The sequence below is a fragment of the Saezia sanguinis genome (genome assembly GCF_963921665.1).
Lineage (GTDB): Bacteria > Pseudomonadota > Gammaproteobacteria > Burkholderiales > Burkholderiaceae_C > Saezia > Saezia sanguinis.
In genome coordinates, this window is sequence record NZ_CAWUGC010000014.1 from 212,641 (window position 1) to 236,310 (window position 23,670).

Annotated in this window: 21 protein-coding genes; 7 read left to right on the forward strand and 14 right to left on the reverse strand. The window is 51.2% G+C overall.

What is annotated here, in order from left to right; translation table 11 throughout:
* Positions 1 to 38: 38 nt before the first annotated feature.
* The gene (locus AACY98_RS09345) at positions 39 to 497 is read right to left on the reverse strand and encodes a DUF3717 domain-containing protein (RefSeq protein ID WP_339804479.1); all 459 of its coding nucleotides are present in this window, start codon (positions 495 to 497) and stop codon (positions 39 to 41) included.
* A 432-nt stretch (positions 498 to 929) separates the two neighbouring features.
* On the opposite strand from AACY98_RS09345, the gene AACY98_RS09350 reads away from it, so the two are divergent.
* Positions 930 to 1,637, forward strand: a complete 708-nt coding sequence (locus AACY98_RS09350; RefSeq protein WP_339804377.1) for a TerC family protein — start codon at positions 930 to 932, stop codon at positions 1,635 to 1,637.
* A gap of 136 nt (positions 1,638 to 1,773) precedes the next feature.
* Here AACY98_RS09350 and AACY98_RS09355 read toward each other — a convergent pair whose 3' ends face one another.
* Positions 1,774 to 1,923, reverse strand: a complete 150-nt coding sequence (locus tag AACY98_RS09355; protein WP_339804379.1) for a hypothetical protein — start codon at positions 1,921 to 1,923, stop codon at positions 1,774 to 1,776.
* On the opposite strand from AACY98_RS09355, the gene AACY98_RS09360 reads away from it, so the two are divergent.
* The 4 genes from AACY98_RS09360 (at position 1,922) to AACY98_RS09375 (ending at position 5,084) form a co-directional block, all read left to right on the forward strand.
* A complete protein-coding gene (locus AACY98_RS09360) occupies positions 1,922 to 2,179 on the forward strand; it encodes a FeoA family protein (protein ID WP_162615250.1) in 258 nt (85 codons plus the stop codon). The two genes, AACY98_RS09355 and AACY98_RS09360, sit on opposite strands and share 2 nt — an antisense overlap.
* Before the next feature lie 79 nt (positions 2,180 to 2,258).
* Positions 2,259 to 2,477 carry a FeoA family protein gene (locus AACY98_RS09365; RefSeq protein WP_204250826.1) on the forward strand — a complete coding sequence of 73 codons (219 nt, stop codon included), beginning with the start codon at positions 2,259 to 2,261 and terminating at the stop codon, positions 2,475 to 2,477.
* 26 nt (positions 2,478 to 2,503) lie between these two features.
* Positions 2,504 to 4,861 (forward strand): Fe(2+) transporter permease subunit FeoB, encoded by a 2,358-nt coding sequence (feoB, locus tag AACY98_RS09370; RefSeq protein WP_339804385.1) that lies wholly within the window; start codon positions 2,504 to 2,506, stop codon positions 4,859 to 4,861.
* Between the two features lies 1 nt (position 4,862).
* Positions 4,863 to 5,084: a FeoC-like transcriptional regulator gene (locus AACY98_RS09375; protein WP_339804387.1), complete on the forward strand. Its 222-nt coding sequence runs from the start codon at positions 4,863 to 4,865 to the stop codon at positions 5,082 to 5,084.
* 93 nt (positions 5,085 to 5,177) lie between these two features.
* Here AACY98_RS09375 and AACY98_RS09380 read toward each other — a convergent pair whose 3' ends face one another.
* The 11 genes from AACY98_RS09380 to AACY98_RS09430 all read right to left on the reverse strand — a co-directional run bounded on the left by AACY98_RS09380 (position 5,178) and on the right by AACY98_RS09430 (position 20,446).
* Positions 5,178 to 6,644, reverse strand: a complete 1,467-nt coding sequence (locus AACY98_RS09380) for a glutamate synthase subunit beta (RefSeq protein ID WP_339804390.1) — start codon at positions 6,642 to 6,644, stop codon at positions 5,178 to 5,180.
* 53 nt (positions 6,645 to 6,697) lie between these two features.
* Positions 6,698 to 11,464, reverse strand: a complete 4,767-nt coding sequence (locus tag AACY98_RS09385) for a glutamate synthase-related protein (RefSeq protein WP_339804392.1) — start codon at positions 11,462 to 11,464, stop codon at positions 6,698 to 6,700.
* Positions 11,465 to 11,603: 139 nt separating this feature from the next.
* Positions 11,604 to 12,299 carry a hypothetical protein gene (locus AACY98_RS09390; protein ID WP_339804395.1) on the reverse strand — a complete coding sequence of 232 codons (696 nt, stop codon included), beginning with the start codon at positions 12,297 to 12,299 and terminating at the stop codon, positions 11,604 to 11,606.
* Complete coding sequence (locus AACY98_RS09395; RefSeq protein ID WP_339804398.1) at positions 12,299 to 13,465, reverse strand: deoxyguanosinetriphosphate triphosphohydrolase; 1,167 nt, start codon at positions 13,463 to 13,465, stop codon at positions 12,299 to 12,301. The genes AACY98_RS09390 and AACY98_RS09395 overlap by 1 nt, the downstream gene beginning before the upstream one ends.
* A 5-nt stretch (positions 13,466 to 13,470) precedes the next feature.
* Positions 13,471 to 14,571, reverse strand: a complete 1,101-nt coding sequence (gene aroB / locus AACY98_RS09400) for a 3-dehydroquinate synthase (protein WP_339804400.1) — start codon at positions 14,569 to 14,571, stop codon at positions 13,471 to 13,473.
* Positions 14,572 to 14,615: 44 nt separating this feature from the next.
* A complete protein-coding gene (locus tag AACY98_RS09405) occupies positions 14,616 to 15,164 on the reverse strand; it encodes a shikimate kinase (RefSeq protein WP_339804403.1) in 549 nt (182 codons plus the stop codon).
* A 72-nt stretch (positions 15,165 to 15,236) separates the two neighbouring features.
* A complete protein-coding gene (gene pilQ, locus AACY98_RS09410) occupies positions 15,237 to 17,402 on the reverse strand; it encodes a type IV pilus secretin PilQ (protein ID WP_339804406.1) in 2,166 nt (721 codons plus the stop codon).
* Positions 17,403 to 17,446: 44 nt separating this feature from the next.
* Positions 17,447 to 17,989 carry a pilus assembly protein PilP gene (locus AACY98_RS09415; RefSeq protein WP_126978627.1) on the reverse strand — a complete coding sequence of 181 codons (543 nt, stop codon included), beginning with the start codon at positions 17,987 to 17,989 and terminating at the stop codon, positions 17,447 to 17,449.
* Between the two features lie 10 nt (positions 17,990 to 17,999).
* Entirely contained in the window at positions 18,000 to 18,737 is a 738-nt protein-coding gene (locus tag AACY98_RS09420; protein ID WP_126978625.1) for a type 4a pilus biogenesis protein PilO, read from the reverse strand.
* Between the two features lie 42 nt (positions 18,738 to 18,779).
* On the reverse strand, positions 18,780 to 19,370 hold the full coding sequence (locus tag AACY98_RS09425) for a PilN domain-containing protein (RefSeq protein WP_126978623.1): 591 nt from the start codon (positions 19,368 to 19,370) through the stop codon (positions 18,780 to 18,782).
* A complete protein-coding gene (locus tag AACY98_RS09430) occupies positions 19,367 to 20,446 on the reverse strand; it encodes a pilus assembly protein PilM (RefSeq protein ID WP_126978621.1) in 1,080 nt (359 codons plus the stop codon). Before AACY98_RS09430 ends, AACY98_RS09425 begins: the two co-directional genes overlap by 4 nt.
* A 184-nt stretch (positions 20,447 to 20,630) precedes the next feature.
* On the opposite strand from AACY98_RS09430, the gene AACY98_RS09435 reads away from it, so the two are divergent.
* Positions 20,631 to 23,021 carry a penicillin-binding protein 1A gene (locus AACY98_RS09435; protein ID WP_339804411.1) on the forward strand — a complete coding sequence of 797 codons (2,391 nt, stop codon included), beginning with the start codon at positions 20,631 to 20,633 and terminating at the stop codon, positions 23,019 to 23,021.
* Between the two features lie 57 nt (positions 23,022 to 23,078).
* Here the strand turns inward: AACY98_RS09435 and cyaY are convergent, their stop codons facing one another.
* Positions 23,079 to 23,414, reverse strand: coding sequence for an iron donor protein CyaY (gene cyaY, locus AACY98_RS09440; RefSeq protein ID WP_339804413.1), 336 nt, complete (start codon positions 23,412 to 23,414; stop codon positions 23,079 to 23,081).
* A 34-nt stretch (positions 23,415 to 23,448) separates the two neighbouring features.
* Here cyaY and lptM point away from each other — a divergent pair, with 34 nt between their 5' ends.
* Positions 23,449 to 23,625: an LPS translocon maturation chaperone LptM gene (gene lptM, locus AACY98_RS15045; RefSeq protein ID WP_126978615.1), complete on the forward strand. Its 177-nt coding sequence runs from the start codon at positions 23,449 to 23,451 to the stop codon at positions 23,623 to 23,625.
* Positions 23,626 to 23,670 lie beyond the last annotated feature (45 nt).

Below are 23,670 nucleotides of genomic sequence, written 5' to 3' on the forward strand. Positions count from 1 at the left end.
ATTTCAAAACCACTTCCTAGCAGGAAGTGGTTTTTTATTTAACCTTTTTTCTTATCCTCGTCCGGCGACACCAGTTGATCGTCTTTGGCAACGTCTGCTGCCCTCTCTTTATACCGGGTGAAACGCCATGCGGTACCTTCCTGAACAATCCGCCGCCAGACAGCGCGTTTTTGCGGTGGCGTCATCGCCGTCCAGTACTGCACCTCCTCGAAAGTACGCCCGCACCCCTTGCAGACCATATCTCCCTGGCTAGTCGTACAAATGGCAATGCATGGTGCATCCGGTGTAGTCAGATACCATTGCATCCAGGCCTCTTTGGCTTTCATGGACATTTGTGCCGGGTCTATTTCCGTTTTTTTCTGATACACCATCAGCCCGTACACTGCTGCCAGTTCACGCAACGGTGCCCCCAAAGACACCCCCTCAATCATCCCTGGCTGCACCCGCCAGTAATTAATCGCCGCCTCAATATCTGTAATGTGTATTTGCGTTCCCATAGCCGGATTGTAAGAATATCTGTCCACCTGTTTGGCCTCTTGTCTGCAAGTCCTTGTCTTTTATGATTTAATATGCACCTGAGGTTTTATGTGAACAAACATAAGATTCTCAAGAAGGGGAGTAACTCGCGTTGTGCTCAAAATTTGAGCAGCACAGCGAAGGTAAATCGTCAATACGAAGCTTTTTAAACGCTTCCGGTTTACCTGATTTGTCACACCGACATGTTGAGCCAGACCTTCAGCGATATCTGATTGACTGCCAGGCTACAACCTGGAGGTATGGCTTACGCCAAGTGCAGATGATTGTTGAAGCTGGTTTCTGAATTCCCAGCCATCTTTCATTTTGTGCTTTTCTGCCCATATTTCCACTTGACCTGCTGTGATGCAGATACACGCTAAGGCGTCTGTTATCAACTTGAATAAGGTCTTTATATGGAATTTTTATCTGCTGCCTGGTTTTGGGCATTGTTATCCATCATTTTGCTGGACCTGGTGCTGGCAGGCGACAACGCCATTGTGATTGCGCTGGCAGCGCGGCACCTGCCCGCGCATCTGCAACGCAAAGCCATTATCTGGGGTACTGCCGGTGCCATCGGTATACGGGTTTTAATGACACTGATTGTTGCCTGGCTGCTCACCATTCCGGGCCTGAAACTGGTCGGTGGCCTGGGCCTGCTCTGGATCGCGGTCAAGTTGCTGAAACCCCACGATGCACATCCCGATGAAAACGCCTCCCATGGACACGCTGCCCCCATGAGCTTTCTGGCAGCGTTAAAAACCATTGTGATTGCTGATGCACTCATGGGGCTGGACAATGTGCTGGCTGTTGCCGGCGCGGCTCAGAATGATTTCGGGCTGGTTGTTATCGGTTTGCTGATCAGCATCCCCATTGTCGTTTTTGGCAGTACGCTGGTGCTGAAGCTCATTTCCCGCTTTCCATCCATTATTTATATTGGCGCGGGTATTCTGGCCTTCACCGCAGCCAAAATGATTGTCAGCGAGCCTTTGTTAGATCCGGTTCTGGCAGCAATACCCCAACTGGTCGTCTATATCGTTGAAGCGCTTATGGTAGTTACCGTATTGGGCATTGGGTGGCTGATTGCACGCAAAAAACAAAGCCCTACCGGGTTTTCCAAATAACTGCGCTTTTACCAGCATCCAAACGCCGCACAGCTACCCACTGTGCGGCGGAAAATTTGTTTGCAAACAAAAATATATCACACGATAAAATTGATAGAAATCAAAGAGATAACAGGAATCTAATTGACAATTATTATCATTCAATACTAGAATGGTAACAACTCCTGAAGTCAGTAAGAACAATATCTGATTTATCACCCACAGCACCTTTACTGACACTTAGGATATTGGTTACGCTGAGCGCAGATGCATATTGCGCTTTTGCTGCTTTAATGGGATTTGTCATGTCCTCAAAACCTGCCCTCGGGCCCTGTCTGCCATTGCCTTTAGCTCCCATTGGGGAGCCGGTTCGCGTTGTCAATTTCGGAACCGGCAAAAATACAGCCCACCGTCTGGCCAGCATGGGGATCAATCCTGGCAGCGTTCTGAAAACCATTGAGCACGCGCATGGCGGATTGATTGTCGCCATTGGCAACACTCGCCTGGCCATAGGGCCGGGTATTGCGCATCAGGTGATGGTCACGCCTACCGATACACCTTAATTGAAACAGGTACTGGCCTTTCCGTCAGTGCTTACTTAAAACACATTAAACAGACCATATGACTTCAAGCCTCACAGACATGAAAGTTGGTCAGAACGCACGCGTTACAGGCTTTACAAAAACTGAGGGCGGAAAAGCCTATCGTCAAAAGCTGCTGGCAATGGGGTTGACGCCAGGCACCGAGTTCACTGTCACACGCCTTGCCCCGATGGGAGACCCGGTTGAAATCAGGCTTCGCGGTTTTTCACTGAGCCTGCGTAAACACGAGGCCGCCTCACTGCAAGTTGAACTGCTGTGATACTTACTTTCCATTGGGTATAAGAGATGTCCAATATCAAACACACCATCGCGCTCATTGGCAATCCGAACAGCGGTAAAACCACTTTTTTTAATGCCTTGACGGGAGCACATCAACAGGTTGGCAACTGGCCTGGCGTTACTATCGAACGGAAGTCCGGCTATTTTGTCCACGAAGGTCATAAGATTGAAGTCATTGACCTGCCCGGCCTTTACTCCCTGGACACCACTGACAGCAGTGTATCGCTGGATGAGCAGGTGGCCCGGGACTATGTGCTTTCCGGGGAGGCTGATGTCATTGTCAACATTGTGGATGCCTCCAATCTGGAGCGCAACCTCTTTCTGACAACACAACTGCTGGAAATGGACGTGCCGGTCATTGTGGCGCTGAACATGGTGGATGTGGCAGAAACCCGGGGAATGGCGCTGGACACGAACAAACTCCAGCAGGAAATAGGATGCCCGGTATTCCAGATTATTGCGTCCCAAGGCCAAGGGGTGGCAGAACTGAAGAATCATCTGGCAACGTCAGAGAACTTTAAGCTGCCTGCCGCCCAACCGGTTTACCCTCTGGCAATGACGCAGGCCGTCAACACCGCGATTCCCAACGTCGCAGCACTTTGCGCCCAACGCCAGCTTAACCCGCACTGGGCTGCACTCAAAGCACTGGAAGGTGACCACGGCATTACCCAGTTGCTGACGCCGGAACAAAAAGAAGCCATCTCCCAACTGCGTGAGCAGACTGAAACCATCCTGGGCGATGACATTGACATTGTCACCGCCGATGCACGCTACGCCTTTATTGGCAAAGTGGTTCATGATGTCATTACACGCAAACAGCAGGTCTCCAAAACCACCTCAGACAAAATCGACCATATTGTCCTGAACCGGTTTCTGGGCATCCCCATTTTCCTGTTGCTGATGTACCTGATGTTTTTGTTTACCATCAATCTGGGTGGCGCATTCATCGACTTCTTTGACAAACTGTTCGGTACCTTGCTGGTCGATGGCCTGGGCCACGGCCTGGAAGCCATGGGCTGCCCGCAATGGCTGAAAGTGGTTTTGGCCAACGGCATCGGCGGCGGGATTCAGACCGTTTCCACATTTGTCCCGGTCATCGGATTTCTGTTTATTTTCCTGTCCATTCTGGAAGACTCGGGCTACATGGCCCGTGCCGCCTTTGTCATGGACCGCTTCATGCGGTTTATCGGGCTGCCCGGAAAATCCTTTGTGCCGCTGATTGTCGGCTTTGGCTGCAATGTGCCGGCCGTCATGGCCACGCGCACGCTGGAAAGCCGGCGTGACCGCATGATGACCATGGCCATGGCACCCTTCATGTCATGTGGTGCCCGGCTGCCTATTTATGCTTTGTTTGCGGTTGCCTTCTTCCCCAGCGGGGGACAAAATCTGGTCTTTGGCCTGTACCTGATCGGGGTTGCTGCCGCCGTGCTCACAGGTCTGGCACTGAAGCACACATTATTACCCGGCCAGGGCATGCCATTCATCATGGAGCTGCCCCCTTACCACCTGCCAACCGTCAAGGGCATATTACGCCACACCTGGGACCGGCTTAAATCTTTCGTGTTACGCGCCAGCAAAGTCATCATCCCGATGGTGATGGTATTAAACATACTGAACTCTGTTGGAACCGATGGCAGCTTTGGGCATGAAGACAGTCAGGAATCTGCCTTATCCGCAATCGGTCAAGCCATTACCCCGGTGTTCCATCCGTTAGGCGTAACCGACGAAAACTGGCCTGCAGCCGTGGGTATTTTCACCGGCCTGCTGGCCAAAGAAGCCGTGGTGGGAACCCTGAACGCGCTTTATGCCCAGGCCGGACAAGAGGCTGCCGCAGAAGAAGGGGCGGCAGAGCCTGAGCCATTCAGCCTATGGGGCGGTGTTGTTGATGCATTCAAAACCATTCCAACCAACCTGATTGCATTGAAAGACAGCCTCCTTGATCCTCTGGGGTTGGGTGCCGTCAAAGCAGAGGGTTCTTTGGAGGAAATTGCCGAAGGACAGGAAGTTTCCGTTGCCACCTACGGCGCCATGGTGAAAAAGTTTCCGAGTACTGCCGCCGCATTTGCTTACCTGCTGCTGATTCTGCTCTATTTCCCATGCGTAGCCGTGATCGGAGCCATCGCACGTGAAGCCAGCTTGCGCTGGGCCGGTTTTGTCGCGTTCTGGAGCACGGCATTGGGCTACTGTGTCGCGGTACTGTTTTATCAGACAGCCACGTTTGCACAACATCCGGTTTATTCAGCATCGTGGATCATTGGTATTCTGGTCTTCATGGCTGTTGTGTTGCTGGTCATGCGCCAGTATGGATTGCGTCACGACATCTCAGACGCACCAGAACACCAGGCCAAAACACAAGGAGCGTGATATGACGCCCAGCGAACTCAGAGACTATTTAAAACAGCATCATCAAGCCAGCCTGGCTGATCTTGCAATTCATTTCAACTCAGACCCGCAAGCGGTCAAAGCGGCTATGCACACCTGGATCCGCAAAGGAATGGCCAGCGAAACTTCCGCGTCTTCGGGCTGCGCCAAGGGTTGTTGCGAATGCAAGCCGGAAAATATCACGGTCTATCGCTGGTTATCCTGACACGCTGCTTAAGCTGAAAAGACAAAAAATGACCTTACATTAAACCCAAATAGATAAATGTAAGGCCAAGGGTTGAAGACGAGTTTCAATAACTCATCGAGGCAAATCAGATACACCCATTAAAAATTCATCAATGGCTCTGGCTGCCTGGCGACCCTCGTGGATTGCCCAGACCACCAGGCTTTGTCCACGGCGCATATCGCCTGCAGCGAACACTTTAGATACATTGGTTACGTAACCATCGATCAGATCTGTCGTGGCCTTGGCGTTGCCGCGTTTGTCCACTTCCACACCAAATGCTTCCAGCGTTTTGGCCATGGGATGCACAAACCCCATCGCCAGAAATACCAGATCAGCTTCCAGTGTCTGCTCGGTTCCCGGAATTTCCTGGAACTTACCGTCTTTTAACTCCACACGCACGGTCTTCAGTGCTGTGAGCTTGCCGTTTTTACCGATAAACTCTTTGGTAGAAATAGCAAATTCACGCGTGCAACCTTCTTCATGGCTGCTGCTGGTGCGCAGCTTATAGGGCCAGTCTGGCCAGGTCAGCAGCTTGTTCTCATGCTCAGGCGGCTGCGGCATCAACTCGAGCTGCACCACACTCTTTGCACCCTGGCGGTTGCTGGTGCCCACACAGTCGCTGCCTGTATCACCACCGCCAATCACAACCACACGCTTGTTTTTCGCGTTGATCTGGTCTTTGACTTTACCGCCTGCGTTGGCTTTGTTCTGCTGCGGCAAAAATTCCATGGCAAAGTGAATTCCATCCAGATCGCGGCCAGGCACCGGCAGATCACGCGAAACTTCGGACCCTCCGGCAAGCAATACTGCATCAAACTCCTGCATCAGTTCCTTGGCGGATACTTTGGCCTTTGACCAGTTGGTCACCTTGCTGTCTTTCGGCCAGTCTCCCACAACAACCCCGGTGCGGATTTCCACGCCTTCTGCTTCCAGTTGCTGGGCACGGCGGTCAATCAGCCCTTTATCGAGCTTGAAGTCTGGAATGCCATAACGCAGCAAGCCGCCGATCTGGTCATTTTTCTCAAACAGCACCACATCGTGCCCGACGCGTGCCAGTTGCTGTGCGGCAGCCATCCCGGCAGGCCCTGCACCCACCACAGCCACACGCTTGCCGGTTTTATGCTTGGCCTGTTTAGGCTGAATCCACCCAGACTCCCAGGCCCGGTCGATGATGGCGTGCTCAATGGACTTGATGCCTACAGGCGCTTCATCAATATTGAGCGTGCACGATGCTTCACAGGGTGCAGGACACACCCGCCCCGTAAACTCAGGGAAATTGTTGGTGGAATGCAAAACCTCCAACGCCATCTGCCACTGACCACGGAAAACCAGGTCGTTGAAATCAGGAATCACGTTATGCAAAGGGCAGCCATTGTTGCAAAATGGTGTACCGCAATCCATGCAGCGCGCGCCCTGTGTTTTGGCCTGTTCATCGTCAAGCCCAATCGTGAACTCGTGGTAATGCTTCAGCCGTTTTGCAACAGTCTCGTGCCCTTCTTCTATCCGGGCGAACTCCATGAAGCCAGTAATCTTACCCATGGTTGAAATCCTTATACTCTGATTCGATCGTGAGGTTATATCTTTTCGCTGCGTTATTTTGCTGTACTGCCAGCACGCTCCTTGTTCTTGCCTGCTTTCGCCACAGGCTTGGCTTTGCTGATCTGCTGCTTTTCACTTTGCGCATACAGTTCACGCATGGCCCGCTTGTATTCGTGCGGAAAGACTTTGACGAATTTCGGGAACGCTGTCAGCCAGTTATCCAAAATATGCCGTGCACGCATGGACCCGGTCCACTTCAGGTGGTCACTGATCGTTTTGCGCAGCAATTCTTCATCACTCAGCAACTCACCATCCTTGCCACGCGCCCAAAGTGCTTTTTCAACATGAAGCTCCTGTTCAGCCTTGGTCAGAACCTGTTCCAGCCCAACCATCGAGGTGTTGCAGCGCGATGCAAAGTCGTCTTCTTCATCATAGACATAAGCCAGGCCGCCGCTCATGCCTGCAGCAAAATTACGGCCTGTTTTCCCCAGAATCACGGCAATGCCGCCGGTCATGTATTCACAGCCATGGTCGCCCGTGCCTTCGACAACGGCTGTAGCGCCGGACAGTCTCACCGCAAAACGCTCGCCGGCAACGCCGCTGAAATAGGCCTCCCCCTGGGTTGCACCATAGAGCGCGGTATTGCCCACAATGATGTTCTGTGCCGGATCACCGCGGAACTCCACATTCGGACGCACAATCACGCGCCCACCTGACAACCCCTTGCCGGTAAAGTCATTGGCTTCGCCAATCAGGTACAGCGTTACGCCATGCACCAGGAACGCGCCGAAACTCTGCCCACCGGTTCCTTCAAACTGGATGCGAATACTGTCGTCATCCAGCCGTTTTCCGGCACGGCGGCGCACAATTTCACCAGAGAGCATCGCGCCCACGGTACGGTTGATGTTACGGGCAGTTTCGATGAACTGCACTTTCTCATCGTCATCCATTGCGCTTTGGCATTTCTTGATCAAACGGTGATCCAGCGCATTTTCAAGCCCGTGGTCCTGTGTATCCACATGGTAACGTGGCACATCAGCAGGCACTTGCGGCTGGTAGAAAATACGGGAGAAATCCAGCCCTTTGGCCTTCCAATGCTCAATGCCTTTGCGCATATCCAGCAGGTCAGAGCGCCCGATCAGATCATTGAATTTGCGAATACCCAGTTCCGCCATGATCTGGCGCACTTCTTCAGCCACAAAGAACAGGTAGTTAATGATGTATTCCGGTTTTCCGGTAAAGCGCTTGCGCAGTTCAGGGTCTTGTGTTGCCACACCGACCGGGCAGGTATTTAGATGGCATTTGCGCATCATGATACAGCCCATGGCGACCAGCGGAATGGTTGCAAAACCAAACTCGTCAGCACCCAGCAGCCCACCAACGACCACGTCACGTCCGGTTTTAATCTGTCCGTCCACCTGCACACAGACACGGCCCCGCAGACGGTTAAGCACCAGCGTCTGCTGCGTATCCGCCAGCCCGATTTCCCAGGGAGAGCCGGCATGTTTGATTGACGTCAGAGGTGAAGCACCGGTTCCGCCGTCGTAGCCAGAAATCACAATGTGATCGGCCTTGGCTTTAGCCACACCCGCAGCCACCGTTCCCACACCCGTTTCAGCCACCAGCTTCACGCTGATAGACGCATGGTGGTTGACATTTTTCAGGTCATGAATCAACTGCGCCAGATCTTCAATGGAATAAATATCGTGATGCGGTGGCGGTGAAATCAAACCAACGCCTGGCACGGAATAGCGCAGGTAACCAATGTAGGGCGACACTTTGGTGCCCGGTAATTGACCGCCTTCACCAGGTTTGGCACCCTGTGCCATTTTGATCTGAATCTGGTCAGCGCTGACCAGGTATTCTGCCGTAACGCCAAAGCGGCCGGAAGCCACCTGCTTGATGCGTGAGCGCAGCGAGTCGCCCGCCTGCATGGCATAGTCAACTTCCAGATTATCTTTGCCCACCACGTCGCTGACCATGGTTCCAGACTGAATCGGAACGCCTCTGAACTCATTGATGTAACGTGCCGGATCTTCACCGCCTTCACCCGTGTTGCTCTTGCCGCCAATCCGGTTCATTGCAATCGCCAGTGTGGTATGAGATTCCGCACTGATGGAGCCCATGGACATGGCACCTGTCACAAAGCGTTTGACAATCTCTTTGGCCGGCTCCACTTCTTCCAGCGGAATGGCTTTGCTTGGGTCCGTCTTGAACTCAAACAGCCCGCGCAACGTCAGATGCCGTCTGGACTGGTCATTGATAATATGGGCATACTCTTTATACGTATTGAAATTATTGGCACGAGTGCTGTGCTGCAGCTTGGCAATTGCCTGAGGCGTCAGCAGGTGCTCTTCGCTGTTAGCACGCCACGCATAGTCGCCGCCGCCATCCAGCATATGCTCCAGCACCGGGTCATTGCCAAATGCTTTCTTATGCAGGTTGATGGCCTCCTGCGCCAGTTCAAACACACTGACACCGCCCACCTGAGAAGCAGTCCCCTTGAAATATTTTTCAATCAAATCGCGGTTCAGGCCAATGGCTTCAAAAATCTGCGCCCCGCAATAAGACATGTAGGTGGATATGCCCATTTTGGACATGATTTTGGAGAGCCCTTTGCCAATGGCTTTGATATAGTTAGCCACCGCTTTTTCCGCTGACAGATCACCGGAAAACTCTTTATGCATATCGGCAATGGTCTCCATGGCCAGATAAGGATGAACCGCTTCTGCGCCATAACCGGCCAGCACGGCAAAGTGATGCACTTCGCGCGCGGCACCGGTTTCAACCACCAGCCCGGTCAGGGTGCGCAGCCCTTCCTGCACCAGATGCTGATGTACCGCAGAAAGCGCTAACAATGATGGAATGGCGACCTGGTCTTTGCCGAGGTTGCGGTCACTGATAATGACGATGTTATAACCGTCCCGGATCGCATCCTCTGCTTCGGCACACAGCGATGCAAGCTTCGCTTCAATCCCTTCGTTGCCCCAGGCCAGCGGATAGGTAATATCGAGCACATAGCTCTTGAATTTGCCTTGTGTGTGATGCTCAATAGAGCGCAGCTTTGCCATTTCCTCCATGCTTAAAATGGGCTGCTGCACTTCCAGACGCAAAGGCGGATTCACCTGGTTGATGTCAAGCAGATTAGGCCGCGGTCCGATGAAAGACACCAGCGACATCACAATGTTTTCGCGAATGGAGTCAATCGGCGGATTGGTTACCTGGGCAAACAGTTGTTTAAAGTAAGTGAACAATGATTTGTTCTGGTTGGACAACACGGACAACGCCACATCGTTCCCCATGGAACCATTGCCCTCTTCGCCCTTGCTGGCCATAGGCGCCATCAGGAATTTAATATCCTCCTGCGTATAACCAAACGCCTGCTGCCGGTCTAACAGAGGAATATCACTGCGTGGCAGCTCTTCAGGCTTGAATGACATATCATCCAGACGGACCCGCAGGTTTTCAACCCACTGCTTGTAAGGCTTGCTGTGGGCCAGCGTGGATTTGATTTCTTCGTCATGGATCATGCGGCCCTGTTCCAGATCGATCAGGAACATTTTGCCTGGCTGCAAGCGCCATTTACGCACAATTTTGCTGTCCGCAATCATCGGCAAGACACCCGCTTCAGATGCCATGACCACCAGGTTATCATCGGTAATCAAATAGCGCGACGGACGCAGCCCGTTGCGATCCAGCGTGGCACCAATCTGGCGGCCATCGGTAAAAACGATGGAGGCCGGGCCATCCCAGGGCTCCAGCATGGCTGCATGGTATTCGTAAAATGCGCGGCGGCGCTCGTCCATCAGGGTATGTTGCTCCCATGGCTCGGGGATCATCATCATGATGGCCTGCGACAGCGGATAGCCTGCTGCCACCAGCAGTTCCAGGGCATTATCAAGCGTTGCCGTATCGGACTGACCAAAAAAGCTGATAGGGTACAGCTTCTGCAAATCGGCGCCCAGTACGGGGGAAGACATCACCCCTTCGCGGGCACGCATCCAGTTGTAATTGCCCTTTACTGTATTGATTTCGCCATTGTGCGCAATCATGCGGTAAGGGTGTGCCAGCGACCACTCGGGGAATGTGTTGGTGGAAAACCGCTGGTGTACCAAAGCCAATGCAGAAACACAACGCGGGTCCTGCAGATCTTTGTAATACCAGCCAACCTGGTCTGCCAGCAGCAGGCCTTTGTACACAATCGTACGAGAAGACATGCTTGGCACATAGTATTCTTTGCTGTGCGTCAGTTTGAGGTGCTGAATTGCACTGGATGCCGTTTTGCGGATAACGTACAGCTTACGTTCCAGCGCGTCCTGCACAATAACGTCAGCGCCGCGCCCAATGAAAATCTGGCAAATGACAGGCTCTTTTTGGCGCACGGTCGGAGACATTGGCATTTCTTCATCAACAGGAACATTGCGCCATCCCAGTACCACTTGGCCTTCCGCACGCACTGCACGCTCCAGTTCACGGATACATGCCAGACGCGACGCGTGTTCTTTGGGCAGAAACACCATGCCCACGCCATACTCGCCGGGGGGAGGCAGTTCAATACCCTGTTGGGCCATTTCTGCACGGTAAAAATCATCCGGAATCTGAATCATGATTCCGGCACCGTCACCCATCAGCTTGTCTGCGCCCACGGCGCCGCGATGGTCGAGGTTGATCAGGATTTGCAGACCCTGTTCAATAATTGAGTGGGATTTTTCACCCTTGATATGTGCAACAAAACCAACGCCACAGGCATCGTGTTCATTTTCGCTGCGATATAGGCCCTGCTCTGTGCAGGCTTTGATTTCTTGTGCCAAAGAGGTCATGTAAGACTCCAGCATGTACTGTGTTTATCGTGGAGTCACAAGCATAATTTGTTGTTATTGGATACGCAAGCATTAATTTAATAGGGTCCGTCCCTATTTATAATATAATTCCAACATATTAAAAATAGGGACACACAATTTAATTGGATGCTGGTTTAGTCGGGCGCCCTCGAGGACGAACACGCAATGAACAGCCCACTTGCTGCTCCAGCAATGAAAAGTATGCATCTTCACCTAAGATGCTATTACGTAAAGCAGTCTGTTCAATGTGCCGCGTGTCCGCACGGCTCACGAGTTTTTGACACCATTCGCGGTAAGAAGCCTCGCGTTCATGAGATGTATCGCCCAGATCCCAATAAGCTGAGGGCGTCTGCAAAAAAGAGACGAATTGTTGACCAATATGATGGGCATAACTGCTCCAGGGATAAATCCCCGGCGCGCCAACCAGCCCTGAATACACAGGAGAGACATCAATGAACCGCATGACCCTCAGCAGCCATTGCGGATCAACCAGCGCACAGGCAAACCGGTCCAGCCATAACCCGCCGCGCCAGCCAAACTCACGATTCATGGCCGACACAAAAAAGCGCGAATGCGCCTGTATGAGCTGGCTCACCCCTTCTTCACTTTCCGGGCGCAGCAACAGATAAATACGGTCTGACAACAAAGCGTAGGCATAAGCAGCAACCTTACACTCAGGCAGCAATGCTGCCAGCGTGCTCAGGTATGTTTCGTAACTCCCGTTGTTACGAAATAAGGGGATTCGCTCCGGGCGGACACGTTGCACAACCAAATGCAGCTCGCCTGCCACTGAGCGCCGGGCTTTGCGCACCACTATAAAGCCCCCTTCATCTTGCCTGCACTGTAAAAGCTGCTGTCAGCAGGAAATAAGTGCTCACCGGTCAGCCGCGCATGTTCATAAATGGCAAAACGGTCGGTCATGCCGGCAATATAGTCTGCCACTTGCCTGGGGATATCGTTGGCAGATATTTCAGGCGAAGCCTCATGCGGGTAGGTGCAATAGACATGAAACAGGTCATGCACAATTTGCTTGGCCTTGTTCATGGTATCCATCACCTGCGGGTGGCGATACAAATGCTTTAACAAAAATGTTTTAAGCTCATGACTCATGCTGCGCATCTCTGGCGAGAAAACCACCAATGGTGGCATCGCTCTGACATCATCAACATGCCCAGGCTGATACTGCTTTAGCTGCGCATCTGTTGCATCAATCACATCATAAACCTGCGCCGAGAGCATACGCCGGATCGTCTCAAACAATAAACGCTTGCCCCGCAGTTGAGGGTATTCTTTCAGTACATCATCGCGCCAGTACAAAAACAGCGGAACCTGCTCCATCTGCTCTAAAGAAAGCAGTCCGGAGCGCACGCCGTCATCAATATCATGTGCGTTGTATGCAATTTCATCGGCCAGATTGGTAAGCTGCGCTTCCATACTTGGGCGCTGATGTGACAAAAATCGTTGCCCGACATCTCCCAGCGTTTTTGCCGCCTGAGCAGAGCAATGCTTTAAGATACCTTCGCGTGTTTCATAACACAGGTTCAGGCCGTCAAAATGAGGGTAACGTTTTTCCAGACGATCAACCACGCGCAAGCTCTGGATATTATGCTCAAAACCGCCATGTTCACGCATGCACTCGTGCAAGGCATCCTGTCCGGCGTGTCCAAACGGGGTATGCCCCAAATCATGCGCCAGTGAAATGGCCTCCACCAGATCTTCGTTCAGCTTCAATGTCCGGGCAATCGAACGCCCAAGCTGAGCCACCTCCAGCGAATGCGTCAACCTGGTGCGAAACATATCACCCTCGTGATTGATAAACACTTGGGTTTTATACACAAGCCGGCGAAAGGCACTGGAATGGACAATGCGGTCCCGATCACGCTGAAAATCACTGCGAGTGGGTGCAGGTAACTCCTGAATATGTCTGCCACGTGTCATCTGCGGGTGACAGGCATAAGGCGCAAGCAAATCGGCAGACATTGTTTTCAGGTGCCTTGATGGGCGCGCAAAACTTCTGCAACCAGATCGTGAGGCGCGGATTGAATCACCGCCGTTCCAAGCCCATTGAGCAGCACAAACCGGATAACACCGCCTTCTGTCTTTTTATCGATTTGCATCAATTCCATATATCGCGATAGACCCAAAGCAGGTGCTTTGGTTGGCAAGCCGGCACGTTCAATGATGGACTGAAGGTATTGAGCATCCGCTGGATCAAGCAAACCCATTCGGCATGACAGATCGGCAGCCATCACCATACCGCATGCGACAGCCTCGCCATGCAGCCATACGCCATAACCGGAGCCAGCCTCAATCGCATGCCCAAACGTATGACCAAAATTCAAAATGGCACGTAAACCGCTTTCCCGCTCATCCTGAGCAACAACTTCCGCTTTGATCTCACATGAACGACGGATAGCATGGGTAATAGCTGCCGGATCCAATGCCAGCAAATCATTCAAGTGCTGGTCAATCCAGGACAGAAAGCGCGTGTCATAAATAGGCCCATACTTGATCACTTCGGCCAGCCCGGCTTTCAACTCACGTTCCGGGAGCGTTGAAAGGGTTGAAATATCAGCCACTACGCGCTGAGGTTGATAAAACGCCCCGATCATGTTTTTGCCTAGTGGGTGGTTAATGGCCGTTTTACCGCCAACCGAAGAGTCCACTTGTGCCAATAACGTTGTCGGGACTTGCACATAGGGAACGCCGCGCATATAGCACGCTGCGGCAAAACCAGTCATATCGCCAATAACCCCACCGCCTAAAGCAAACAGCATGCATTTGCGGTCTGCGCCTGTGCCAAGCAGGTCATCAAAAATAAGGTTCAGCGTGTTCCAGTCTTTATAAACTTCACCGTCCGGTAGCTCAATAAGCTGTGTATGTGGAAAACACTGTCGCAAAGTCTGCTCAACCCGCTTTGCATACAACGGCCCGACGGTGGTGTTGGTCACAATCACGGCACTGGTTACAGCCCCCAAGCGATCAAAGCAGGAAGCGTCAAGCAATAAATCCGGGCCAATTAAAATGTCATAAGACCGTTCAGCCAGGTCTATGGTCAACGATGAATTAGGGACAGATGGTTTCATAAGCTCAAGTATATAAAACTACCTTCTCCTATGCTCAAGGTGCCTTAATTGCCTGCATTAAAAACATACCCGGCCAGTTCAAGCTGAGAAATAATCAATGACAACAATACCTGATGCGAAGATCCATGCTTTGTTGTATCTGCAATAAAGTGTGCCACTTCACGATACAGCGGATCACGCTGCTTTTTCAGTTCATGCAATTGGTGCAATGGATCTGCTACCTGGAGTAGGGGGCGCTGCTGATCATTCCGCAACCGACGAAACAATTCATCCGGACAGGCATTCAGGTAAATAACAAAAGCCTGTTCTTTAAGCAAACGGCGGTTGGATTCGCGCAATACAACCCCGCCACCGGTAGATATCACGCCTGAACTGTCGCCCTGGAGCAGAGTGCATAAAATCTGCTCTTCAATATCACGAAATGCACTCTCTCCGCATTCTTCAAAAAAAGACCGAATTGATTGCCCTAACTGTTCTTCAGCCACCTGGTCAGCATCAATGTAAGGTAAAGACAGGCGTTGGGCCAACCGATGTCCGATTGTTGTTTTCCCTGCACCTGGCAAGCCTATCAAAACAATCGGTTTTTTTAACATGTGTCTATTTTATCTATTTAAAAATAATAAAAGCGTACTCCAAGGAGTACGCTTTAAACAGATCACTAAAAATTAGAGTGTTCCGTTAAACGATGGTGTAATGCCTCTGCTTAATCCATCGTTCATGATACGTGGCGTAATAAAGATCAACAGCTCAGAGCGTGATGTTGATTTATTGTTATTACGGAAGAAGTTACCAATCAGAGGAATATCACCCAGCAAAGGAATCTTGGACTGTGTAGAAGATTCACTCTGCGTATAGATACCACCAATCACCACCGTACCGCCATTTTCAACCGTTACTTGCGTATTCACACGTTTCGTATTAATAGCAGGCCCAGCAGTCGTATTTTCACCTCGCGTATCCTGGCTGATATTGATGTTCATGCTGACATTACCATCAGGTGTAATCTGCGGTGTAACTTCCAACAACAGTACGGCCTTCTTAAACTCAACCGATGTAGCACCACTGGCCGTTGCATTCTGGTAAGGAATTTCCACCCCCTGCTCCACCGAGGCCGTCACAGAATCTACCGTCATCAACCGTGGGCTGGCAATATCACGCCCATAGTTTTCAGATTCCAGAGCCTGCAATTCAAGCTGGAGGTATTTGCCTTCAGACGGCGAGAATTGCAACGCAAAGTAGCCTGGTTGGGTTGCATTCAACGACAGTGCTGGCAAGTTGAACATGTTAAACAAATCATTGTCTCTGCTATATTCATTTGAATCTTCATCATCGCCAGATGATTGCTCCTCAGAAGGCATTGTACCGCCACCAGTCCAGTTACCGGACCAGCCCACACCGCTCAAACGCGTCCCGATGCTACGTCCCCAGCCTTCAGAAGCTTCAACAATACGGGCTTCAATGACCACCTGTCTGACAGGAATATCGACCTGAGCAATCACTGCTGCCAAGCTCTCCAGACGGGAAGGCACGTCCGTGACAATCAGCTTATTGGTCCGAGGGTCTACAATCACGGTTCCTCGCTCGGAAAGCATAGACGGTGGCTTAACGCCGGATGTTGTAGTTGAACCCCCACTGGGTTTCAACGCATTCATAACCGCTTCCGCTTTTGCATAGTTCAGTTGGAAAATTTGGGTACGCAAAGGTTCGAGTACCTCGCTTTCACTTTGTGAGCGCATCCGCTCCCGCATCATGTTATTGATTTCATCACGCGGTGCGATCCACAGCACATTCCCGTTCCTGTCTGCTGCTAAACCCTTGGCCTGCAGGATGATATCCAGCGCCTGATCCCAGGGCACATCTTTCAACCGCAAAGTCAGGCTGCCACGCACAGAGTCAGATGTTACAACGTTAAAGTCTGTAAAATCTGCAATCACCGCCAGCACGGCACGCACATCGATATTCTGGAAATTCAGTGTCAGCCGTTCGCCTCGGTAACCAACCCCCTGCACCAGTTTGGTCGGATCCTCCTTGATCGGATGCAGTTCCAGTACAAACTGATTACCTGCCTGAAAAGCTGATTGATCCCAGTTCCCGGTCGGTGCAATCGTCAGACGTACATTTGCGCCTACCTGTTCGGCGGTTACCGTCTTCACCGGGGTTCTGAAATCGCTGACATCCAGCCGGCGACGCAATGATACCGGTAAAGTGGTCTGAAACAAATCAACCACCACATTGCCGCCTTGCTGACGAATGTCAATTGCGGTCTGGTCTGAAGGCAAAGTAACAATCACAGCCCCTGCACCATCCGCAGAAGTACGAAAGTCAATATTCTGCAAGTCTGTTGATACAGGCGCTGGCGCTGCAGGCTGTGCTACCGGGGCCGATGCAACCGGAGTTGTCGCTGCTGGAGAAAACGGTGAGGTTTCAACCGCTGCTGACGCTGCTGCTTGCAATCCGCCTAACCTAACCAGCAATGTATTGCCGGACATTTCTGTTGTGTACGTTGTAGCCGTTCCCAGGTTCAATACCAGTCGGGTACGGTCATTGGCCTGCGCAACTGAAATAGAGCGCAAGTTCCCCTGACTCAAATCGACAACAGATCGGTTCATTCCATTGACAACGCCTGGCAAATCCAATGCAATACGCGCCGGACTCTGAATCACAAACCCTTCAGGAGCCTGTGTCAGCGGTTCAGAAAGCTGAACCTTCACCACAATCTCACCGGATTGCACACCGCTTGTAATCGACTGAATCGCCGTTTGTGCCCATGCATGCCCTGCAAGAACCAGCCCGACAATCAATCCCCCTGCATTTTTTAACCATTGCTGCATATTCATTTTTCGCTTCGCATCTCTATTGATTATTTCCCTCGTGCTCATGACTGCCCCTCCTGCAGATGCAGTGTTACTGGCCTTTCGATCCATTCACCCTGTCCTGTTTTTACCCATTCCCGCAAATCAATCGTTGTTTCTGTAATGCGAAGGATTTTTCCATAGTTCATGCCAATGTAATTACCTACTTTGACTTGATGAATAAACCCATCCACACTCAATAAAGCCACGTCCTGGTTTGTTTGCGGCATGCTCATGCTGCCGACCATCGTGATCGCTTCTAACGGCACCGATTCCAGTGGTTCCGGATCTCGCTTGTCAGTGACCTCCGGGGGTTCTTTGGTTGTATCCCCTGTCGGTTGAAGCACGGCCGTCAGTTTAGATGTACTGAAGGGATTTGGCAATCCAATACCGTTATACGCATAAGGCACAAATTCCGGTGGCGCTTTCACATCAAGCGGCGCTGGAGGAACAGTTCTACGCTGTTGCTGCGTCCACTCTTCCAGATCCGATGTAGAGCCGGTACATCCTGCCACAACAAAAGCAGCAGTTGTCAGGCAGATCATTTTGAATGCAAATTTTGACATATTGCCTCCCTTATCTCCTGTTTCCTGCCGCGGCCTGCCGGTTCAGACGAACTTCATCGGCATCCAGATAGCGATAGGTTTTTAATGTCGCCGTGATTCTCATCGCATCTAATGGCACCCCCCCTGCTGCGCTCGATGTGCGCGAAGAGGATGAAGAGGAGGATTTAAGTGACTCCAGGGTGATATTATCCAACGTCACAATTCGAGAAAGTCTTGCCAGCTCTGCTGCAAACAAGGCAATCTGCTGATAATTGGGAGCAACTGCAGAGATGGAAATAGGTTGCTCTGCATAATACTCCTGCAGAATCCTTTCTTCCGACTGCAACTTGTCAAACTCCAGATGATTATTAATCCCAGCAGCATTGATGTCCATCAGCAACTGGTCCATGTATGCTTTGCTGGGCAATTGCTGCTCAAGCTGTTCCACATACTTCTGTACTTCTTGCTGCTGCTGCTGCAAACGTGGCAGATTCGCTGCCTGTGCCGCTTTTCTGGAGAAGTCATCTTTGAGTGTCAACTCCTGACCTTGTGCCCGAGTCAATTCATCTTTTTTACCAGCCAGAACCAAAAACCAAGCAAGCACAACAACGATGACAACAACAAAAATGTAAGCTGCCACTCTGGGTGCCAAAGGCCACTGCCCAGGGTCGTTCATATTCAACCCCTGGAACTGCTTGGAAATACTTTGCTGCATCTCAGCAAAGCTCTGTTTTTTAGGCCCCCCGCCTCTATTTTTTTTAGCGGCCATTATTCAATTCTCCCTCATCATATTCGCTTCCAGAGACTCTGCTTACATACCTGCATTTGTGGCATTCTCACGTACCAGATCAAATTGCATGCTGAATGTAAATACCCGCCGCGCTGGCTCATTAGGTGCAAGCTGCATGTTTTTTGCCTCAATGCTCCCAATCCACTGTGAGTTGGTCATCCAGTTTGAGCGCCCAGCCGCTGTCTTTGCCAAAAACTCACTCACCCGGTCATTCGAAAGCGTTACACCTTCTATGGTAAGACTCAACTCTCTTTGCTGTGCTTTGGTCAGAAAGATGCCATCGGGTGTTTGCCTTGCCAGCTCTTCCATCCAATGTACAGCCAAATTACGATCAGATTGCAGGTTTTCAACGGCTGTCTGACGTGCCTGCAGCGCCGTAATTTCTTCATTCAGCGCTTTGATTTGCACAATTTGCCGGTCCAACTCTGCATTTCTTTGCGTTAAATACTCATTACGAGTGCTCTGCGCATTTTTCATCATATCCAGCGCAAACCAGGCCCCGGCCACAATGACCAGCCCAATGACAAACGCCATACCAACATTTGCGTAAAACCCTTCACGCAGTTTTTTGCGCGCCTCTTCGCGATGAGGTAATAAGTTAATGAGGATCATTGTTGAAACCTCCGCATGGCTAAACCGCAAGCCGTCAAATAAGAGGGGGCCTCATGCACCAATCGTTGCTGCCGCACGCCTCGACCTATTTGCATACCCTCAAAAGGATTAATCACCATGGCCTGACACCCTGCCTGCTTGGCAACCTGGGCATCCAAACCCGCCACATTAGCCACACCACCAGCCAACAGAATACGGTCTACTTTTCCGTACACGGTGCTAGAAAGGAATAGTTGCATGGCCCTGGAAATTTCAGATGCCGCATTCCCAACAAATTCTGGCAATAAGGTGGTTTCAAAATCCTCCGGCACTTCATGCGTACGCTTTTTAGCTTCCGCTTCCTGCTGGGTAAACCCATACTGGCGCGCCATGGCCTGCGTCAATTGCTGTCCGCCAAAACTCAAATCACGCTCATAGACCGACTCGCCGCCGCGCAACACCTGTAAAGTGGTCGTTGATCCGCCAATTTCAAACAGCGCAACAATACCATTTTTACCCAGTTGCATCGAGTCAATGACACGAGAAGCAGCGAGTTGTGCTGCAAAAATATCCACATCCATAATCGCTGGCTTCAGCCCGGCCTCTTCTGCCACAGCCTGCCGGTCCTGGACTTTCTCCTTACGGGATGCCGCCAGCAGGACTTCCACATCTTTCCCGGATCCAGATGCTGGCCCAAGCACGCAAAAGTCCAAACTCACCTCTTCCAATGGGAATGGAATGTACTGGCTGGCTTCGGCCTCCACCTGTACCTCCATTTCTGCCTCTGACAGATCTGCGGCAAGCATAATCTTTTTGGTGATGACAGCCGGTGGCGGCAAAGCCAATGCCACGCGCCTTGCCTTGGTACCACTGGTACGGACAACCCGTTGCACAGCCGCGACAACAGCATCGAAGTTTTCAATATTGCCGCCCTCAATCCACCCCGGCTCAAGCAACTCAAGACCGCAGTGTTCAAGGATATAATCACCACTTTTGCCTTGAGTTAATTCAACCAGTTTGACGCTGGAAGAACTGATATCCAGGCCAAATAAGGGCGACGACTCTTCACGATGGAATAAACTAGTCAGTGAACTCACAGACCCCCCTGCTCTCTAATAATTGTCTTTTTCAAATATGTTGTATGATCGTAGCAGCATCTGGGAGCGGAATCAAAGAAAAATGTCAGCTTACTCGGCTTTGCTGTTGTCTGGATATAACACTTTTTAATATGAATTCAAGAATTTGTCATAAATTCCTATAATTCCGGTCTCTAGGAAACTTATGAGCGGACATCAAACCTCAACCACCCAAAAATCATCCCCTAAGGCAAAACCCGCCAAAAAAGCACCCGCCTCTCCGCTTGTGCTTCGTTTGGGGCTGGCTGCGATCAAATGGGGTGTTATTGCCGTTATTTCGCTAATTATCTGCGGGTTAGCCGTTGGCGCTATTGCTTATGCCATTGCGTACCCCAAACTACCGGACGTGCACCTGCTGGCAGAGTATCAGCCGAAACTGCCTCTGCGAATTTATTCAGCAGATGGTATTTTGATAGGCGAATACAGCGAAGAACGGCGTGAATTTATGCCCATCAGCGAAATTCCGCTGGTCATGCGCAATGCCGTGCTGGCTGTAGAAGATGCTAATTTCTATAACCATCCTGGTATTGACTACAAAGGTCTGGCACGCGCGGTTTTGGGCCAGGTGCTCAATAAGGATGCTGGGGGCGCCTCTACCATTACGATGCAGGTTGCGCGCAATTTTTATCTTTCCAGTGAGCGTAAATACATCCGCAAGTTTTACGAAATTCTGCTTTCTTTCCGGATTGAAAACAATCTGACCAAAGACCAGATCCTGGAAATTTATATGAACCAGATTTTCCTGGGGCATCGCTCTTATGGTTTTGCCGCCGCAGCGCAAACTTATTTTGGCAAAAAACTGCAGGACATCACACTAGCAGAAGCGGCAATGCTGGCAGGATTACCTCAATCTCCCTCCAGAAACAACCCTATCAGTGATTTTAATGCCGCACGTCAGCGGCAAATGCATGTGCTGCGACGCATGCTGGAAGTCCGTTGGATCACCCAGGAACAATACGATCAGGCGGTCGCCGAAACGATCGTTTTAAGAAAACCTGCTCCCCCGACACTGCATGCAGAATTTGCTGCCGATGCCGTGCAGCAGATGATCCTGGATCAGTTTGGGGCTGATGCCTATACCAACGGCCTGAATGTATACACCACCATTCAAGGAAACGATCAAAAATCAGCGTACCGCGCAGTACGGCAAGGCTTGCTGGCCTATGAAAGACGCCAATTTTATCGGGGCCCTGAAGGCTATATCGACTTACCGCAAGATCCTCAGGCGCTGATCCAAACCGTTGCGTCCACGCTGGAGCAGCATCCTGACAATGAAGAGCTGATGACAGCCATTGTGCTTTCAGCAGACCCGAAAAAAGTCACTGTGACACGTGACGGGCAGCACGTCATCGAAATTACAGGCGCAGGTCTGGAGCCAGTCAAATCAGGACTGGCCGCCAATGCACGGCCAGAGGTTCAGATCAAGCCCGGCTCCATCATTCGCATTGTGCAAACCGGGGAAAGCAGTTGGGACATTACCCAAATTCCGGAAGTGGAAGGTGCACTGGTCGCTATGGATCCACAAACCGGCGCAATCCGGGCGCTGGTCGGGGGCTTTGACTTTGCCCGCAAAAAATATAACCATGTGACACAGGCCTGGCGTCAGCCAGGCTCCAGCTTCAAACCGTTTGTGTATTCTGCTGCACTTGAGCGGGGCGTCACTGCCAACACCACACTGAACGATGCGCCGATCATGGTCCGCAACCCTGGGGGCAGGGGCGTCTGGACCCCGAAGAATTATGGAAGCTCTTTTGCCGGCCGCGTTCCCATGTGGGAAGCCTTGGCACGCTCCAGAAACATCCCGGCCATTCTGGTATTGGACGCCATTTCGCCCCAATACGCTCAGCAATGGATCGGGCACTTTGGTTTTGAGCCCAGCAAGCATCCCCCTTATTTGACCATGGTACTGGGTGCAGGCTCTGTGACGCCGTTACAAATGGCCAGTGCCTACTCGATTTTTGCCAATGGCGGCTATCAGGTTGATCCGTACCTGGTAACCCGTGTTACCGATGCCAAAGGCAACATCCTGCTGGACTACACGCCACCTGCCCTCTCAGAACAAAGGCGTGTCATTCCCGCACGCAATGCTTTTGTCATGAACACATTGCTCAATGGTGTTGTCACCCGCGGTTCGGGGGCAGCCGCCAACCGTGCATTGCGGCGCAGTGACATCTATGGGAAAACCGGCACCACCAACGACTCACGCGATGCCTGGTTTGTGGGCTACACGCCAACCCTTGCGGCCGCTGTCTGGGTCGGCTACGACACGCCCAAAGACTTGGGCCGGCGGGAAAACGGCGGCTTTCTGGCCCTGCCAATCTGGGTATCCTATATGAAAGATGCCCTGGAAGGCGTTCCGCAAAAACCGTTCCGCCCTGTTGCCGGCGTCACCAATGTCAATGGGCAGTGGGTTTATGATGAATTTGCCTATTCAGGCGGCATCAAATCACTGGGAGACGAGTTAACCCCCAATCCAGAAGATATCCCCATCGTCAATGACGAGCACAGAGATACGATTCTGGACATGTTCCGTTAACGCATGAAAAAAAGCACCTGAATTATTTCAGGTGCTTTTTTACTTTCCGGCCCACCGCTATACCGGATGAAACTGTACCGTAATACCGGACTGTTGCGATGCAAAAGACGACAAGGCTGAAAACAACTCCAGTCCTTCACGGCTATCATGCCATAAGCCATCATCACCCAGCGTAAAGTGATATCCTCCTGCCTGTGATGCCAACCAGATTTCGTGTATCGGCTTTTGCAAATTCACCACAATCTGACTTTTATTGGTAAAAGCCAGCGTGACGGCATTTCCATTGCGCAAATTATCAATATCAGCCTCAGTATGTTCATTGATGTCATCGCAACATGCCTCAATTGCGTCAAGCACTTTTTCCGCTGCATCCAGAAAATCTTTATCTGTCATTACAATCATTCTTTTATCAAAATATTAATGCACTATGAACAATATACCTGAAACTGCCATTTTGCAGCGAATCATTAAATTGGCTGTCGGCGGGGTTTTTCTGGCACTGTTAAGCGCCTGCGGACTCAAGGGTGATCTTTATTTGCCAGAAAGCACCGCGGCTCTGTCCAATACATCCCATTCTGCAACAACCGCTTCGACATCAAAATAGCATTTTTCGCCATTTCGCATATTCAGCAAACTATTTTCTCACACG